Origin of the sequence: Streptomyces sp. NPDC048295, assembly GCF_040652135.1 — a bacterium.
GTDB lineage: Bacteria > Actinomycetota > Actinomycetes > Streptomycetales > Streptomycetaceae > Streptomyces.
In genome coordinates this window covers 1-18213 of sequence record NZ_JBEZLL010000060.1, presented here as the reverse complement: position 1 = coordinate 18213, position 18213 = coordinate 1, and the positions used below count along the sequence as shown (strand labels likewise).

Genomic DNA, 18213 nt, shown 5'->3' with positions numbered 1-18213 from the left:
AACGGCTGTCACACGCGGGTGCTGTTCCATTCCGCGATGGCGTTCGACGCCTCGACGTACGAGATGTGGGTTCCGTGGCTGAACGGCGGCACCCTGGTCGTGGCCCCCGCCGGGCATCTGGCTCCGGCCGACTACCAACGGCTGCTGTCCGAGCACCGGATCACCGCGTTGTGGTTGACGGCGGGTCTGTTCCGGGTGATGGCGGAGGAGGTTCCGGAGGCCTTTGCCGGGGTGCGTGAGGTGTGGGCGGGTGGTGACGTCGTTCCGCCGGAGGCGGTGCGCAGGGTCATGGACCGTTGCCCGGACGTCACGGTCGTGAATGGTTACGGTCCGACGGAGACCACCACTTTCGCGACCACTCACCGCATTCACCGTCCGTTGGATTACGCGGGTGCCATTCCGATCGGTGAGCCCCTGGACAACCACCGGGTGTACGTTCTCGACGAGGGCCTGCGGCTGGTCCCGCCGGGCACACCGGGAGAGTTGTACATCGCGGGAGCCGGCCTGGCGCAGGGCTATCTCGACCGTCCCTCGCTGACCGCCGACCGCTTCGTCGCCGACCCGTACGGCCCTGCCGGTACGCGGATGTACCGCACGGGTGACCTGGTCCGCTGGAACCACGAGGGCTCGGTCGAGTACCTCGGCCGCGCCGACCAACAGGTCAAACTCCGCGGCTTCCGCATCGAGCCTGGCGAGATCGAGACCGTCCTCGCCGGACGGCCGGGAGTGGCCCAGGCCACGGTCGTCGTCCGCGAGGACCGGCCCGGCGACAAGCGACTCGTCGCCTACCTCACTGCCGAGGAAGGCGCCCGGATCGAGCCCGGGGACGTGCAGCGGCAGGTGTCCGGGCTGCTGCCCGAATACATGGTCCCGTCCGCCTTCGTCGTCCTCGACGAGATCCCCCTCACCGTCAACGGCAAGGTCGACCGACGCGCCCTGCCCGCCCCGCAGTTCAACAACGAACCCACCGGGCGCGCACCGCGCACCGCCAAGGAAGAAGTCCTGTGCGGTCTCTTCGCGGAGATCCTCGGACTGCCGTCGGTCACCATCGACGACCACTTCTTCAACCTCGGCGGGCACTCGCTCCTCGCCACCCGGCTCGCCGGCCGGATCCGCACCGTCCTCGGGGTCGAGCTCTCCGTGGCGACCCTCTTCGAAAACCCGATCGTGGCCACGCTCGTCGAGAAGCTCGACGGCGCCGAGGCCGCGCGGCCCAGACTTCGGCCGATGCGCCGGATGGGAGTGACCAAGTGATTCCCCTGTCATTCGCCCAGCAGCGGCTCTGGTTCATCGCCCAGATGGAAGGGCCGTCCACCACCTACAACATCCCGCTCGCCGTGCGGCTGAACGGCGAACTCGACCGTCCGGCACTCCAGTCGGCGCTCCTGGACGTGGTCGGCAGGCACGAGAGCCTGCGCACCCTCTTCCCCGACCAGGACGGCACCCCGTATCAGCACATCCTCGCCGAGGAGGACGTGGAGCTCGCACTGGAGGTCGTCCCGGCCGACGCCGCGACGCTCCCGGCCGTGCTCGCCGAGGAGTCCGCCCAGGTCTTCCACCTCGCGGTGGACCTGCCCGTCCGGGCACGCCTGATCGCCTTGGGCGAGCAGGAACACGTCCTGCTCATCGTGATGCACCACATCGTGTCGGACGGCGGCTCGACCGCGCCCCTGCTCCAGGACCTCGCCACCGCGTACGAGGCCCGCGCCCAGGGCATCGCCCCCGCGTGGGAGCCGCTGCCGGTCCAGTACGCCGACTACACCCTCTGGCAGCAGGAACTGCTCGGTGAGGGCGACGACCCGGACAGTGCCGGTGTCCGCCAACTGGACTTCTGGCGCAAGGCGTTGGCCGAGCTTCCGGAGGAGGCCACCCTGCCGGCCGACCGTCCGCGCCCGGCCTCCGCCTCGTACGTGGGCGCCACCTGCGACGTACACCTGCCGGCCGAGCTCCACATCGGTCTGACCCACCTCGCACGGGAATCCGGCGCCACACTGTTCATGGCCGTCCAGGCCGCCGTGGCGACCGCCCTGTCCCGCTCCGGGGCCGGACCCGACATCCCGATCGGCTCCCCGGTGTCGGGGCGCATCGACGAGGCACTCGACGGACTGGTCGGCTTCTTCGTCAACACCCTGGTGCTGCGCACGGACCTGAGCGGCGACCCCAGCTTCCGCGACCTGCTCTCCCGGGTCCGCAAGACGGACCTGGCGGCCTGGGACAACCAGGACCTGCCCTTCGACCGGCTGGTCGAGGTGCTGAACCCCGAGCGCTCCGCCTCCCGCCACCCGCTCTTCCAGGTGATGCTCACCATGGGCGAGGCCGGGTCCGACCTCATCGGCTTCCCTGGGCTCGACGCCCGTACCGAGTACAGCGCCCTGCAGATCGCCAAGTTCGACCTGACCTTCGGCTTCGCCGAGCACCGCACCCGCGACGGCCGGCCGGACGGCCTGGACATCACCATCGAGTACGCCACCGACCTGTACGACGCCCGGACCATCGACGCCCTCATGGCCAGGCTGAACCGGCTGCTGGAAGCCGTGGTCACCTCGCCCGACACCCCGCTGTCGGTCCTCGGCCTGCTCGGCGAGCACGAGCGGCGGCTGCTCCTGGAGGAGCGCAGCGGTACCGCCACCGGCACCTCCGGGATGAGCCTGGCGGAGCTGTTCGCCGCCCAGGCCGCCCGCACCCCGGACGCGATCGCCCTGGTCGACGAGAATCACGACCTGACCTTCGCCGAACTCGACGAGGCAACCAACCGGCTCGCCCACCACCTCATCAACGTCGGAGTGCGGCGGCACGATGTGGTCGCCGTCCTCATGGAGCGCTCGTCCGACCTGCTCACCGCGCTGCTCGCCGTGGTCAAGGCCGGTGCCGTGTACGCCCCGCTGAACACCACCGACCCCGACAGCCGGCTCGTCCAGATCCTGGCCGACACCCGGGCTCCGGTCCTGCTGACCGACCAGGCCCTCTCCGACCACCAGGTCGTCCTGGACTGCGACGCACAGGTCGTCGTCCTGGGCGACACCACCGGACTCGACCTGCTGCCCGCGACCGCTCCGGTACACGGCATCCACCCCGACCAGCCGGTGTACGCGATGTTCACCTCGGGCTCCACCGGGGTCCCGAAGGGGGTCGCGGTCACCCACCGCAATGTGGCGGACCTGGCGGCCCAGACCATGTACGCGAACGGCAACCACCGGCGCGTGCTGTTCCACTCGCCCGCCGCCTTCGACGCCTCGACGTACGAGATCTGGGTGCCGTGGCTGAACGGCCGCACCGTCGTGGTGGCACCGCGCGGCCATCTCGCCCCCGCCGACTACCAACGGCTGCTCTCCGAGCACCGGATCACCGCCCTCTGGATGACCGCGGGACTCTTCCGCGTCATGGCCGAGGAGGCACCCGAGGCCTTCGCCGGAGTCCATGAGGTATGGGCCGGAGGCGACGTCGTCCCGCCGGAGGCGGTGCGCCGCGTCATGGACCGCTGCCCGGACGTCACGGTCGTCAACGGTTACGGTCCGACGGAGACCACCACCTTCGCCACCACCCACCGCATCCACCGCCCGCTGGACTACGCGGGTGCCATTCCGATCGGTGAGCCCCTGGACAACCACCGGCTGTACGTACTCGACGAAGGTCTGCGGCTGGTCCCGCCGGGCGCCCCGGGAGAGCTGTACATCGCGGGAGCCGGCCTGGCCCAGGGCTACCTCGACCGCGCCTCGCTGACGGCGGAGCGCTTCGTCGCGGACCCGTACGGTCCGGCCGGTACGCGGATGTACCGCACCGGCGACCTGGTCCGCTGGAACCACGGAGGTTCCCTCGAATACCTCGGCCGTGCCGACCAGCAGGTCAAACTCCGCGGCTTCCGCATCGAACTCGGCGAGATCGAGAGCGCGTTGACCGGCCATGAGAGTGTGGGACAGGCGACCGTGGTGGTCCGGGAGGACCGGCCCGGCGACAAGCGCCTCGCCGCCTACCTCGTCGCCGCCGACGGCGCCCGCATCGGCACCGAGGCGGTCCACCGCGAGATCGCCGGGACACTCCCGGAGTACATGGTCCCGTCCGCCTTCGTCGTCCTCGACGAGATCCCCCTCACCACCAACGGCAAGGTCGACCGGCGCGCCCTGCCCGTACCCCAGCAGAGCACCGACACCGGGGGCCGCCCGCCCCGCACCCCCGCCGAGGAAGTCCTGTGCGGTCTCTTCGCGGCCGTGCTCGGGCTGCCGTCGGTCACCATCGACGACCACTTCTTCCGGCGCGGCGGCCACTCCCTGCTCGCCACCCGCCTCATCAGCCGCATCCGGGCCGTGTGGGAGACCGGGATCACCATCCGGGACCTGTTCCAGTACGCGACCGTCGCGCAACTGGCCGAGCGGATCGCGTCCGAGGGCAGTGGGGAAAGGAGGCCGGCGCTGATGCCCGAGGAGCGGCCGGACATCATCCCGCTCTCCTCCGCACAGCAGCGGCTGTGGTTCCTCGACCAGATGGAAGGCCCCTCCGCCACCTACAACATCCCGCTCGCCCTGCGCCTCAAGGGCGGACTCGACCCCCAGGCGCTCCAGCTCGCCCTCACCGACCTCACCACACGCCACGAAGGCCTGCGCACCGTCTTCCCCGCCCACGAGGGCACTCCCCACCAGTACATCCTTCCGCCGGCCGACGCCCACCTGCCCCTGGTCACCACCACCGAGGAGGAACTCGCCGGGCGGCTGGCCGAGCAGGCCGGCCGGACCTTCGACCTGGCGGCCGAACTCCCTTACCGGGCTCAGCTGCTGAGGATCGGGGCCGAGGACCACGTGCTCATGCTCGTGATCCACCACATCGCCTCCGACGGCTGGTCCAACGGGCCGCTCTTCCGTGACCTGGCCACCGCCTACCAGGCCCGCACCGAGGGCACCGCCCCCGCCTGGGAGCCGCTGCCGGTCCAGTACGCCGACTACTCCCTCTGGCAGCAACGGCTCCTGGAACGCGACGAGGAGCGCCAGCTCGACCACTGGCGCGGGGTGCTCGCCGAGCTGCCGGAAGAGGCCACACTGCCCGCCGACCACGCCCGCCCCGCCGTCGCCTCCAACCGCGGCCGCACACACGCCGTGCACTGCCCCGCCGAACTGCACACCGCCCTGATGTCGCTGGCCCAGGACACCGGGACCACTCTGTTCATGGTGGCCCAGGCGGCCGTGGCGACCCTGCTGTCCCGGTCCGGCGCCGGCCACGACATCCCGCTCGGCTCACCCGTCGCCGGCCGCACCGACCAGAAGCTCGACGACCTCGTGGGCTTCTTCGTCAACACCCTCGTCCTGCGCACCGACACCAGCGGCGACCCGAGCTTCCGCGAGCTGCTCACCCGGGTCCGGGAGACCGACCTCGCCGCCTGGGCCCACCAGGACCTGCCGTTCGACCGGCTGGTCGAAGCCCTCAACCCCGAGCGCACCACCGCCCGGCACCCCCTCTTCCAGGTCATGCTCACCGTCGGCGACACCAGTGACGAGGCACCCGGGCTGGCCGGACTGGAGGGCGAGTTCGCCTTCCCGCCGGTCTCCGTCGCCAAGTTCGACCTCACCTTCGCGTTCGCCGAGAACCGCGCCGCCGACGGACGGCCCGACGGCCTCGACATCCTGATCGAGTACACCACCGACCTGTACGACGCACGCACCATCGAGGCCACCGCGGACCGCCTGGTCCGGCTCCTCACCGGCGCCGTCGCCACCCCCGATCTGCCCCTCGCGGAGCTGGAGCTGGTGTCCGGGAACGAGCGGGCGCGGCTGCGGGAGTGGAGCGGCGCGCAGTCGCCGGCGCCCGCCCTCGGGCTCGACGCCCTCTTCACGGCGCAGGCCGGCCGCACTCCGCACGAGGTGGCGCTGGTCCACGAGGAACAGCAGGTCACCTACCAGGAGCTGGACATCTGGTCCAACCGGCTGGCCCGCCACCTGACCGCGCGCGGAGTCACCCCGGGCAGCATCGTCGCCATCCACCTGGAGCGGTCCCCGCAACTGATCGCCACCCTGCTCGCCGCCCTGAAGGCCGGGGCCGGATACACCCTGCTCGACCCGCAGTTCCCGGCCGACCGGCTGAACACCGTGCTCGGGCAGACCGATCCGGCGGCGCTGGTCACCCAGGCCCACCTGACGCCCCTGACGACCCCGGCCACCCTCGTCGACCTGACCGCGGAGATACCCACGGTCAGCGCCCTGCCGGGCACCCCGGTGGAGACGGGCGGGCACCCGGAGTCCATCGCCTGCGTGATGTTCACCTCCGGGTCCACCGGAGTGCCCAAGGGCGTCGCGGCCTCGCACCGGGCGCTGGCCGCCACCTTCATCGGCCCCGACTACCTGGACTTCGGCCCCGGACAGACCTACCTGCAGAGCTCTCCGGTCTCCTGGGACGCCTTCGCCCTGGAGGTCTTCGGGCCCCTCCTGCACGGCGGTGTCTGCGTCCTGCAACCCGGCCAGCACACCGACCCGCACCAGATCGCGGAGCTGGTGGAACGGCACGGGATCACCACCCTGCAGATGTCGGCGAGCCTGTTCAACCACATGCTCGACGAGCACCCGGCGGTCTTCTCCCGGATCAAGGAGGCCATGACCGCCGGTGAGGCGGCCTCGCCCGCCCACACCGCCAAGGCACTGGCCGACCACCCCCACCTCCACCTCGTCAACGGCTACGGGCCTGCCGAGAGCATGGGCTTCACCACCGCCCACACCCTCACCGGTCCGGCACCCGCCATCCCGATCGGACGCCCGATCGCCGGCAAGCACGCCTACGTCCTGGACGAGAACCTCCGGCTGCTGCCGCCCGGCGTCCCCGGTGAGCTCTACGTCGCCGGACACGGCCTCGCCCACGGCTACATCGGACAGCCCGCACTGAGCGCGGAGCGGTTCGTCGCCGACCCCCATGGCGTGCCCGGCTCCCGGATGTACCGCACCGGCGACCTGGCCCGCTGGAGCCAGGACGGCGCGCTGGAGTATTTCGGCCGGGCCGACCAGCAGATCAAGTTGCGGGGTTTCCGCATCGAGCCGGGTGAGATCGAATCGGCGCTGCTGCGGCACCCCTCCCTCGCCCAGGTGGCTGTGCTGATCCGCGAGGACCGGCCCGGTGACAAACGGCTGGTGGCGTACGTGGTGCCCGCCGAAGGCAGCCTGCCGGACCTGGCCGAGTTGCGCCGGCACGCGGTCGCGGCCCTGCCCGAGTACATGGTTCCGGCCACGATCGTGCCGATGGAGGCGCTGCCCCTGACGGTCAACGGCAAGCTCGACCGCCGCGCGCTGCCCGAACCGCAGCAGGCCGACACCGGCGGCGGCCGGGAGCCGCGCACCCCGGCCGAAGAAGTCCTGTGCGGCCTCTTCGCGGAGGTCCTGGGACTGACCGCGGTCACCATCGACGACCACTTCTTCCAGCTCGGCGGCCACTCCCTGCTCGCCACCCGGCTGATCGGCCGGATCCGCTCCATCTGGGACACCCGCGTCACCATCCGGGACCTGTTCCAGTACCCGACGCCCGTGCTGCTCGCCGAACACATCGCCACGAACACGGGCGGCGACCCGATGGAGACACTGCTGCCCATCCGGGCCGCGTCCGCCACCGGCACCGAGGCCCCGCTGTTCTGCGTCCACGCGGTCTCCGGGATGAGCTGGTCGTACGCCGGACTGCTCCGGCACATCGGCGGGCGGCGTCCGCTGATCGGGCTCCAGGCGAAGGAGCTGACCAGCCCCTCGGACCGGCCGGCCGGTATCGAGGAGATGGCGGACGGCTATGTGGCCGAGATCCGCTCGGTCCAGGCCCACGGCCCGTACCACCTGCTCGGCTGGTCGTTCGGCGGTCTGGTGGCGCACGCGATCGCGGCCAGACTGGAGGAGCAGGGCGAGGAAGTGGCCCTGCTGGCGCTGCTCGACTCCTACCCGCTGCCCGACGGATTCCGGCCACCCGCCATCACCGGCCGGGAGGTGCTGACCGCGCTGCTCGGCGGCCGCGGAGCCGAGATCGGCGTACGGTGCGCCGACACCGCCCCGGACCCGGAGGAACTGGCCGCCGTACTGCGCGCCGAGGACGCGATCCTGGGCGCCCTGGAGCCCGCCCAGGCCGCCGCCGTCGTCGCCGCGACGGCCGGCAACCTGGAGATGCGTTACCGGTACGTTCCCCGGCGGCGGTTCGGCGGCGACGCGGTGTTCTTCAACGCCGCCCGCACCCCGGCCGCGACGGGCGGTGCGGACGCCTGGGCACCCCACGTCGGGGGCCGCGTCGAGGAGCACGACATCGACTGCGAGCACTGGGACATGACCACGGCCGAGCCGCTGCGCGAGATCGGAAAGGTGCTGGCCGAGGAATTGCGAGGAGCGCGTCACTGATCCGCCGTCACACAGGTGCCCGGGCCCGCCACTGCGGCGGACCCGGGCACCTTCGCGTGCGCCGTCGCCTGCTCCGGCACCCCGAATTGCCCGCGTGCTGCCGCTCATGCCGCCGGGCGGCGGGTGGTGGCCTGCATAGCGTGAAGCCATCCGCAGGCCACGGCTCCCGGCAACAGAAAGTCAAGGAAATGGTTGATCATTCCGGCTGGCGTGTCGGGGTAGCTTCAGCCCCCGTCCACCACGGCGAGATCCTGCAAGGCGTTTTCCCCGGTGACGGCGGGCTCACCCGAGGTCTCGTCACTCTTCCCTGCACCATTCACGCGACTCGCGCGACGTTCATACCCGCACCTGGTGACGAGGTCACCGTCACACCGGAATGGAAGGGCAAGGCGCGGCGCGCGGCCGAACTCGCGGTCCGCGCCGTGACACCGCCGGGTGCCGAGCCGGCGGGCGGTCATCTGGACCTCACCGGCGACGTGCCGCTGTGCCGGGGCTTCGGCTCGTCCACGAGCGATGTGCTCGCGGCCATCTGGGCGGTGAAGGACGCGTTCGTCAGCCCGCTGCCGCCGCAGGAAGTGGCCCGGATCGCGGTACGCGCCGAGACCGCGTCCGACTCCCTGATGTTCGAGGAGTCCACCGTCCTGTTCGCCCAGCGCGAGGGCACGGTGATCGAGGACTTCGGCTACCGGATGCCTGCCATGCGGGTCCTCGGCTTCGGTTCACGCCCCGAGGGCGGCGGCCGGGGCGTGGACACCCTGGCCCTCTCACCGGCCCGCTACGGGCAGGACGAGATCGACCTCTTCACCCGGCTGCAGGCGATGCTCCGGGAGGCCATCCAGATGAAGGACGTGGCCCTGCTGGGCTCGGTGGCCACGGCCAGCACGGAGATCAATCAGCGTCATCTGCCGATCCCGGACCTCGACCGCATCCGGGACATCGCGCGGACCACCGGAGCCGTCGGGGTACAGGCGGCGCACAGCGGGGACATCGCGGGCCTTCTCTTCGACCGGGACGACCCCGAGGTCGAGGCGCGGACCGAACTGGCCCAGGACCTCCTGCAAGAGCTCGGAATTCACGAGCAGTGGAACTACACAACGGGTGACTGACATGACGACGACGACTCTGCCCAAGGCTCACTCCTCGATCGTGGAGGCCACGGAGCTGCCACGCATCATCAAGGTGACCGACAACCTCTACGCGGCGGCCTTCAGCCTGATGAAGCTGCTGCCCGCCCGCTACATACTCGACCGTGCCGAGGCCGCCGGCCTGATCTCCCCGGGCACCCGGATCATCGAGACCTCCTCGGGCACCTTCGCCCTGGGCCTGGCCATGGTCTGCCGCCTGCGCGGCTACCCGCTGACCATCGTCGGCGACTCGGCGATCGACCGGGACCTGCGCACCCGGCTCGAAATGCTCGGTACGACGGTGGAGATCGTCGAACACACCGGCCAGGCCGGCGGCATCCAGGGCGCCCGCCTCGCCCGCGTCGCCGAACTGCGCCGGCAGCACCCCGACGCCTTCGTCCCCGGCCAGTACGACAACCCCGACAACCCCGGTGCGTACGGCGTCGTCGCCGACCTGATCGGCGACACGGTCGGAGCCGTGGACTGCCTGGTGGGCCCGGTCGGTTCGGGCGGCTCCACCGGCGGACTCGCCGCCGCGCTGCGCCAGACCGGCCCGGCCCTGCACCTGGTCGGCGTGGACACCCAGGGCAGCATCATCTTCGGCAGCCCGGACGGACCGCGCATGCTGCGCGGACTCGGCAGCAGCATCCACCCGGGCAACGTCAAGCACGCGGCGTACGACGAGGTCCACTGGGTGACAGCCCCCGAGGCCTTCCACGCCACCCACGAGCTCTACCGCGCACACGGCCTGTTCATGGGCCCGACCAGCGGCGCGTCCTTCCAGGTCGCTTCGTGGTGGGCCGCGCAGAACCCGGACAGCACCGTCGTGATGGTGCTCCCGGACGAGGGCTACCGCTACCAGTCCACCGTCTACAACGACGCCTGGCTGGGTGAGCAGGGGATCGTCCCCGCCCCCGCCGTCGACGGCCCGGTCACCGTCGAGCACCCGCTGGACGCCCCCGCCGCATGGTCCCGGCTGCTGTGGGCCCGCCGCGGCTTCGACGACGTGGTGCTGCCGGTGGTCGGCTCATGAGCGAGCACCTGCTGCTCCTGGTGGAGAGCAACACCACCGGTACGGGACGGCTGTTCGCGCGGCGCGCGGCCGAGCTGGGCGTGGTGCCCGTACTGCTCTGCGCAGACCCGGGCCGCTACCCGTACGCCGCCGAGGACCGGCTGCGGACCGTCGTCGTGGACACCTCCGACGAGGCCGCGCTGTGGGCGGCCGTCCGCGCCCTGGAGGACGAGGCCGCCATCGCGGGCGTCCTGACCAGCTCCGAGTACTACGTACCGACCGCCGCCGCACTGGCGTACCGGCTCGGGCTGCCCGGTCCGGCGGCCGAGGCCGTGCGGGCCTGCCGGGACAAGGCCGAGCAGCGCCGGAAGCTTCACGACGCGGGCGTCGGATCACCGGACTTCGCCGTCGTCTCCGAGGTCGCCGACGCACTGGCCGCGGCCCGCTCCATCGGACTGCCCGTGGTGGTCAAACCGGTGCAGGGCTCGGGGAGTCTGGGCGTACGGCTCTGCGCGGACCTCGACGAGGTCGCCGAGCACGCCGGGACACTGCTGGCGGCCACCGTGAACGAGCGGGGCATCGCCTCACCGGGCCGGATCCTCGTCGAGGAGTACCTGACAGGGCCGGAGTTCTCCGTGGAGGTGTTCGGCACCGACGCCGTCGTCACCGTCGCCAAGCACGTCGGCGCGCTGCCGTCCTTCGTCGAGATCGGCCACGACGTGCCAGCCGCGCTGCCCGGCGAACAGGAGATCGCGCTGCGCGAGACCGCCGTACGCGCGGTGCGGGCCCTCGGCCTCGGCTGGGGAGCCGCCCACGTCGAACTGCGCCTGACCGGCCCCCGGACCGCCGAGGTCATCGAGGTCAACCCCCGGCTGGCCGGCGGCATGATCCCCGAACTGGTCCGCAGGGCCTGCGGGATCGACCTGGTGCGCGCCCAGGTGCTGGCCGCGCTCGGCACCGCTCCCGAGCTGGAACGCTCCGGATACGCCCGCGCCTCCATCCGCTTCCTCACCGCGGAACAGGACGGCATCCTCGCCCGGTCCGCCGCACTCGCGGAAGCCGTGGCCCGCGCCCGCACCGTACCGGGCACCGTCGAGGCGGTGCTCTACCGCGCCGCCGGCGAACCCGTCGGCCCCGCCGAGGACTTCCGGGGCCGTGTCGGCCACGCCATCGCCGTCGCCGACCGCTCGGTCCGGGCGGCCGAGGCAGCCGACCGGGCCGTGGTCCTGCTCGGCGGGGCCGTGTCCTACGCGGACCTGCACACAGAGGAGGCATTCGCATGACCGCAGCGACGGCGCACGGCGTCGACACCGGCCGGCTCAAGGCCGCGCTCGACGCCGAGGCGCACCGCATCGTCTACGACCAGTACCTGCCGGACACCACGGACGGGCTGGGCGAGGAACTGCGCTGCATCAGCGAGGTCGACCGGGCCCACCTGATCATGCTCACCGAACGCGGGATCGTGGACGCGGACCGGGCCGCGGCCCTGCTGAGCACCATCGAGGAACTGCGCGGCCAGGACTTCGCCCCGGTCCGCGCCACCCCGATGCCGCGCGGCGTCTACCTGGCGTACGAGGGACACCTCATCGAGCGGCTGGGCGACGGGACGGGCGGCATCCTGCACACCGGCCGCTCGCGCAACGACCTCAACGCCACCACCACCCGGCTGAAGACGCGCGGCCCCTACCTGGCCCTGCTCGACGCGGTCGACCGGCTGGCGGGGGTGCTCCTGGCCAAGGCCGAGGAGTACCGGGACGTGATCATGCCCGCGTACACCCACGGCCAGCCGGCCGTACCCATCAGCTACGGCCACTACCTCGCCGGTGTCGCGGGCGCGGTGCTGCGCGCGTACCGGTCGCTGCTGGACGCCGGAGCCCAGATCGACGTCAACCCCCTGGGCGCCGGCGCGATCGGCGGGACCTCCGTACCCATCGACCCTCTGCGCACCGCCGAACTCCTCGGCTTCGGCTCGGCCGCGCCCAACTCGGTCGACGCGGTGGCCTCCCGGGACTTCGTCCTCGACCTGCTCTCCGCCTCAGCCGTCCTCGGCGTCGCGCTGGCCCGCGCCGGACGGGACCTGAGCACCTGGACCTCGGAGGAGTTCGGGCTGCTGCGGGTGGGCGACACCCTCGTCGGCTCCAGCTCGATGATGCCGCAGAAGCGCAACCCCTTCCTGCTCGAACACATCCAGGGCAGGTCCACCGCGAGCCTCGGCGCCTTCGTCGGCGCGGCGTCCGCGATGACCACCGGCGGCTACACCAACGCCATCGCGGTGGGCACCGAGGCCGTACGGCACCTCTGGCCCGGACTGAGCAGCACCACCGACGCGGTGACGCTGCTGAGCCTGGTGGTGGCGGGCACGGAACCGGAACGCGAACGCATGACGGACCGGGCCGTGGACGGCTTCACCTCCGCCACCTACCTCGCGGAGCGGCTCGTCCTGGACGGAACGCCGTTCCGGGCCGCACACCATCTCGTCGGCGAGACCGTGCTCGGTGCCCTGGAATCCGGCCGGTCGCTGGTGGACGCGGCCCGCTTCGCCGCCGTCGACGACGGCGGGCTGGCCCCCGACCGGGTGGCCGCGGCGTGCGCCCACGGCGGCGGACCCGGTTCCACGGCCGACGGAATACGCGCCCTCGGCACCCTGCACGACGAGCTCAAGGCCGAACTGACCGGCCGGCGCACCCGCTGGTCCGACGGAGCGGCGCTGCTGTCGCGGACCGTGGCCGAGGCGGTGACGTCATGTCGGCCCGCCTGACCGAACGCCCTCCGGGCACGGCGCAGGAGCGTCCTCCGCGCAGCGGACTGCTCGGCCACCACGACTTCCGGCTGCTGTGGCTCGGCGAGACGACCAACCGCGTCGGCATCAACATCACCGGGGTCGCCATGCCCCTGGTGGCCGTGGTGACGCTCGACGCGAGCACCTTCTGGGTGAGCGTGCTGGCGGCCGCCCCCTGGCTGCCCTGGCTGCTCATCGGCCTGCCCGCCGGTGCCTGGGTGGACCGGATGCGACGCCGGCCGATCATGCTGATCTGCAACCTGGTCCCGCTCGTGCTCCTGGCCAGCGTTCCGGTGGCCGGCTGGCTCGGCGTCCTGACGATGGCCCAGCTGATGACCGTGGCGCTGATCAACGGGTTCGCCGCGGTGTTCTTCGGGATCTCCTACAAGGTCTACCTGCCCTCCATCGTCGGACCCGAGGACCTCCAGGAGGCCAACGCCAAGCTCCAGGGCAGTGAATCGGTGGCCCAGGTCGCCGGGCTGGGCGGCGGCGGCCTGCTGGCCCAGGCGTTCGGCGCCGCCTCCGGTCTCCTCGTCAACTCGGCGACTTTCCTCGTCTCCGCGCTGTGTCTGCTCGGCATCCGGCGCAAGGAGCCGATCCCCGAGAAGACCGGGGAACGCCCGGCCCTGCGACAGGACATCAAGGAGGGGGTGCAGTACACCTTCAAGGACCCCTACCTGCGCGTCCTCACCCTGTACGGCACCGCCACCAACCTGCTGCTGACGGCCGAGGCGGCGATCCTGCCGGTCTTCATCATCCGTGAGCTCAGGGTGCCCGAGGGCGCCACCGGCTGGCTCCTCGCGTCGAGCAGCATCGGCGGGATTCTCGGGGCCACCACCGCGAAACGCCTGATCGCACGGTTCGGATCGGCCCGCGGACTGCTGGTCGCCACGATCGCCAGCGCACCGTTCGCCCTGCTCATCCCGCTGACGGGGACGGACTGGACGTTGTCGGCACTGGTGGTCGGCAGCGCGGTCCTCTCGCTCGGCGTCGTGCTCGCCAACGTGATCCAGGGCGCGTTCCGCCAGCGTTACTGTCCGCCCCAGCTGCTCGGCCGCGTCTCGGCCAGTGTCTCCGTCGCGAACTTCGGCGCCATTCCCTTCGGTTCGCTGCTCGGCGGGATCCTCGGCACCGCCCTCGGACTGCGGCCCACCCTGTGGCTGCTCACCGCGGGACTCGCCCTGACCCCGCTGCTCCTCCTGATCGGGCCGCTGCGCCGAAGGCGGGACCTCCCGGTCGCGCCGGCCGCGCCGTGAGACCCGACTCGCCTGTCACTCTCGTACGAACAGGAGAGACCCCGTGGAACAAACCCTGCCGTGGGTCGTTCGTGAGCTGCCACCCCCTGGCTCGCTCGATCTCTGGCTCCTGCGGGTCTCGGATGTCCCCATGGGCATCCTGGACGAACAGGTACTCGACGCGACCGAGCGTCAACGTGCCGCCACGCTCATGCACGCCGCCGACCGAACCCGGTTCACGGCCGCGCATGTCGCCCTTCGCCGGCTGCTCGGCTCGTACCTGAGCCTGCGCCCCGAGGAGGTCCACCTCGGCCGGGACACCTGCCCCTGCTGCGGCGGACCGCACGGCCGGCCCACCGTGCTCGACGCCGACGACCGGCTGTTCTTCTCGCTGTCCCACCGAGGAGATCTCGCCGTCGTCGGAACCGCGGCGGCCCCCATCGGGGTCGACGTGGAACTGGTGCCGGACGAGGAGGGCACCGCCGACCTCGCCGCGATGCTGCACGTGGACGAGCAGGCCGAACTGGCGGCCCTGAGCCCGCCGGCCCGGCCCCGGGCCCTCGCCAGGCTGTGGACCCGCAAGGAGGCCTACCTCAAGGGCCTCGGCACGGGCCTCGGCCGCGACCCCGCTCTCGACTACGTCGGCTCGGGACGACCCGAGGGCCCGTACCCGCCCTCCGGCTGGACCCTCCTGGACGTCCCGGTGGACCGGGGCTACGCGGCGGCGGTGGCGGTCCGCGGCGAGCTCACCGTGGACGGGCCCCTCGTCAGGAGGCTCGCCGGCCTGGACGTCGTACGGCACACCTGCGACGCCCTGCAGACGGCAAGAACTCCGCCCTGACCTCTCCCCAGGTCCGCCGGGTGCACCGTTGCGGTGATCACCCGGCGGCGGGCACGCACCACCCGGCCGCTCCCGCCGCGGCTGCCGATCACCGATACGTCCTCGCCAACACTCCTACGGACTTTTGGAACTGACGATGTCAAACGCTGTGAAGCAGGCCCCCGCGGCCCTCCTCCCGCACACGCGACCCCGCACCGCCGGGCAGCCGGACACCGGCGCCGAGTGCATGACGGGTGCCCAGTCGCTCATCCGCTCGCTCGAAGAGGCCGGCGCGGAAACCGTGTTCGGCATTCCCGGCGGCTCGATCCTGCCCGCCTACGACCCGATGATGGACTCGGCCCGGGTCCGTCATGTGCTGGTCCGCCACGAGCAGGGCGCCGGGCACGCGGCCACCGGCTACGCGCAGGCCACCGGCAAGGTGGGGGTGTGCATGGCGACCTCCGGTCCCGGCGCCACCAACCTGGTGACACCGATCGCGGACGCGTACATGGACTCGGTGCCGCTGGTCGCGATCACCGGCCAGGTCCCCTCCAAGGCGATCGGCACGGACGCCTTCCAGGAGGCCGACATCGTCGGCATCACCATGCCGGTCACCAAGCACAACTTCCTCGTCACCAACGCCGACGACATCCCGCGCACGGTCGCCGAAGCCTTCCGCATCGCCTCGACCGGCCGGCCCGGACCGGTGCTCATCGACATCACCAAGGACGCCCTGCAGGCGGCCACCACCTTCCGGTGGCCGACCCGGACGGACCTGCCCGGCTACCGCCCGGTCACCAAGCCGCACGCCAAGCAGATCCGCGAGGCGGCCCGCCTGATCAGCACGTCGGGCCGCCCGGTGCTGTACGTCGGCGGCGGGGTGCTCAAGGCACGGGCCACGGACGAGCTGCGCGCCCTGGCCGAGCTGACCGGGGCGCCCGTGGTCACCACCCTGATGGCGCTGGGCGCCTTCCCCGGCAGCCACCCGCAGCACGTGGGCATGCCCGGCATGCACGGCGACGTCGCGGCGGTCGCCGCACTCCAGAAGGCCGATCTGATCGTGGCCCTGGGCGCCCGGTTCGACGACCGGGTCACCGGCAGGCTGGACGGCTTCGCCCCGCACGCCAAGGTCGTCCACGCCGACATCGACCCGGCGGAGATCTCCAAGAACCGGCTCGCCGACGTCCCCATCGTCGGGGACGCCCGCGAGGTACTCCTCGCCCTGTCCGACGCCGTGCGCGCCGAACGGGAGGACGGCCGCGCCGGCGACTACACGGCCTGGTGGCGGGAGCTGGACCAGTGGCGCACCACCTACCCGCGCGGCTACGAACTCCCCGCGGACCCGGGGCTGCTCTCCCCGCAGCAGGTCATCGAGCGGATCGGCCGACTCGCGCCACAGGGAACGCTGTTCGCCTCCGGTGTGGGGCAGCACCAGATGTGGGCGGCGCAGTTCCTCCCGCACGAGGAGCCGGGCACCTGGTTCAACTCGGGTGGCGCCGGAACGATGGGGTACGCGGTCCCGGCCGCGATGGGCGCCAAGGCCGGACGCCCCGAGCGCACGGTCTGGGCGATCGACGGCGACGGCTGCTTCCAGATGACCAACCAGGAACTCACCACCTGCGCGCTCAACAACATCCCGATCAAGGTCGCGATCATCAACAACGGCGCGCTCGGGATGGTCCGCCAGTGGCAGAACCTGTTCTACGGGGCACGGTTCTCCAACACGGTCCTGCACGACGGCGCCACCAACGCGGACACTGGCTCGACCCGCGGAGTGGGATCCGACACCAACCGGGGCACCCGGGTCCCGGACTTCGTCCAGCTCTCCGAGGCGATGGGCTGTGTGGGCCTGCGCTGCGAGAACCCCTACGAGCTCGACGCGATCATCGACAAGGCCAACGCGATCAACGACCGCCCCGTCGTGGTGGACTTCATCGTCCACGAGGACGCGATGGTGTGGCCGATGGTCCCTGCCGGCACCTCCAACGACGACATCATGGCCGCACGCGACGTACGCCCCGACTTCGGCGACTCCGCGGACGACTGAGAGGACCCTCTGACATGTCCCAGCACACGCTCTCCGTCCTGGTCGAGGACACGCCCGGCATCCTGGCCCGTGTCGCCGCCCTGTTCTCGCGCCGCGGCTTCAACATCGACTCGCTCGCGGTCGGCACCACCGAACACCCCGAGCTCTCCCGGATCACCGTCGTCGTCAGGGTCGATCACCAACTGGCCCTGGAACAGGTCACCAAGCAGCTCAACAAGCTGGTCAACGTCCTCAAGATCGTCGAACTGGAGGCGGACTCCGCCGTCCAGCGCGAACTGGTCCTGGTGAAGGTGAGCGCCGGCAACGGCACCCGGGCCCAGATCGTCCAGATCGCCGAACTGTTCCGGGCGAGAACCGTCGACGTCTCGCCCGACGCCGTCACCCTCGAAGCGACCGGCTCCGGCGACAAGCTCGACGCGATGCTCCGGATGCTCGCGGGCTTCGGCATCAAGGAACTCGTCCAGTCCGGTGCGATCGCGATCGGACGCGGCTCCCGGGCCCTGGCCGACCGCTCCGCACGCGAGACCCGGCCGATCCATCTGACCCCGTCCTCCGCCACCACGGCCACGGCCGACGCGCAGAGCGCCTAGCACCTCCCGCACAGAACACAGCTTTCCGCAGTCCCGTCCGCACACCCTCACGATCCAGGAATCAAGGAGAACCACCATGCCCGCCGAGCTGTTCTACGACGACGATGCCGACCTGTCCATCATCCAGGGCCGCAAGGTCGCGGTCATCGGCTACGGCAGCCAGGGCCATGCCCACGCGCTGTCGCTGCGTGACTCGGGTGTCGATGTCCGGGTCGGTCTGCACGAGGGCTCGAAGTCCAGGGCGAAGGCCGAGGAGCAGGGCCTGCGCGT

General features: G+C 71.6%; 10 protein-coding genes and 1 pseudogene. All 11 read left to right on the top strand.

Going from position 1 to position 18213, the window contains the following annotated elements; all coding sequences use genetic code 11:
* Positions 1 to 1254 (top strand): non-ribosomal peptide synthetase (locus AB0D53_RS41260; protein WP_362454629.1); only part of this gene is annotated, 1254 nt, incomplete at its 5' end.
* Entirely contained in the window at positions 1251 to 8336 is a 7086-nt protein-coding gene (locus AB0D53_RS41255; RefSeq protein ID WP_362454627.1) for an amino acid adenylation domain-containing protein, read from the top strand. The genes AB0D53_RS41260 and AB0D53_RS41255, both read left to right, overlap by 4 nt.
* A 188-nt stretch (positions 8337 to 8524) precedes the next feature.
* The gene (locus AB0D53_RS41250) at positions 8525 to 9442 is read left to right on the top strand and encodes a kinase (RefSeq protein WP_329813516.1); all 918 of its coding nucleotides are present in this window, start codon (positions 8525 to 8527) and stop codon (positions 9440 to 9442) included.
* Between the two features lies 1 nt (position 9443).
* Complete coding sequence (locus AB0D53_RS41245) at positions 9444 to 10493, top strand: cysteine synthase family protein (protein ID WP_329813517.1); 1050 nt, start codon at positions 9444 to 9446, stop codon at positions 10491 to 10493.
* Complete coding sequence (locus AB0D53_RS41240; protein ID WP_362454624.1) at positions 10490 to 11755, top strand: ATP-grasp domain-containing protein; 1266 nt, start codon at positions 10490 to 10492, stop codon at positions 11753 to 11755. Before AB0D53_RS41245 ends, AB0D53_RS41240 begins: the two co-directional genes overlap by 4 nt.
* Entirely contained in the window at positions 11752 to 13230 is a 1479-nt protein-coding gene (locus tag AB0D53_RS41235; protein WP_362454622.1) for an argininosuccinate lyase, read from the top strand. The genes AB0D53_RS41240 and AB0D53_RS41235 overlap by 4 nt, the downstream gene beginning before the upstream one ends.
* Positions 13215 to 14507 carry an MFS transporter gene (locus tag AB0D53_RS41230; RefSeq protein ID WP_362454620.1) on the top strand — a complete coding sequence of 431 codons (1293 nt, stop codon included), beginning with the start codon at positions 13215 to 13217 and terminating at the stop codon, positions 14505 to 14507. Before AB0D53_RS41235 ends, AB0D53_RS41230 begins: the two co-directional genes overlap by 16 nt.
* A 43-nt stretch (positions 14508 to 14550) precedes the next feature.
* Positions 14551 to 15327 (top strand): 4'-phosphopantetheinyl transferase superfamily protein, encoded by a 777-nt coding sequence (locus AB0D53_RS41225; RefSeq protein ID WP_329813521.1) that lies wholly within the window; start codon positions 14551 to 14553, stop codon positions 15325 to 15327.
* 136 nt (positions 15328 to 15463) lie between these two features.
* Positions 15464 to 17353 carry an acetolactate synthase large subunit gene (locus tag AB0D53_RS41220; protein ID WP_362454618.1) on the top strand — a complete coding sequence of 630 codons (1890 nt, stop codon included), beginning with the start codon at positions 15464 to 15466 and terminating at the stop codon, positions 17351 to 17353.
* A gap of 14 nt (positions 17354 to 17367) precedes the next feature.
* A complete protein-coding gene (gene ilvN, locus AB0D53_RS41215; protein ID WP_362454615.1) occupies positions 17368 to 17943 on the top strand; it encodes an acetolactate synthase small subunit in 576 nt (191 codons plus the stop codon).
* Positions 17944 to 18019: 76 nt separating this feature from the next.
* A pseudogene (locus AB0D53_RS41210) lies at positions 18020 to 18213 on the top strand (ketol-acid reductoisomerase); the annotation flags it as partial.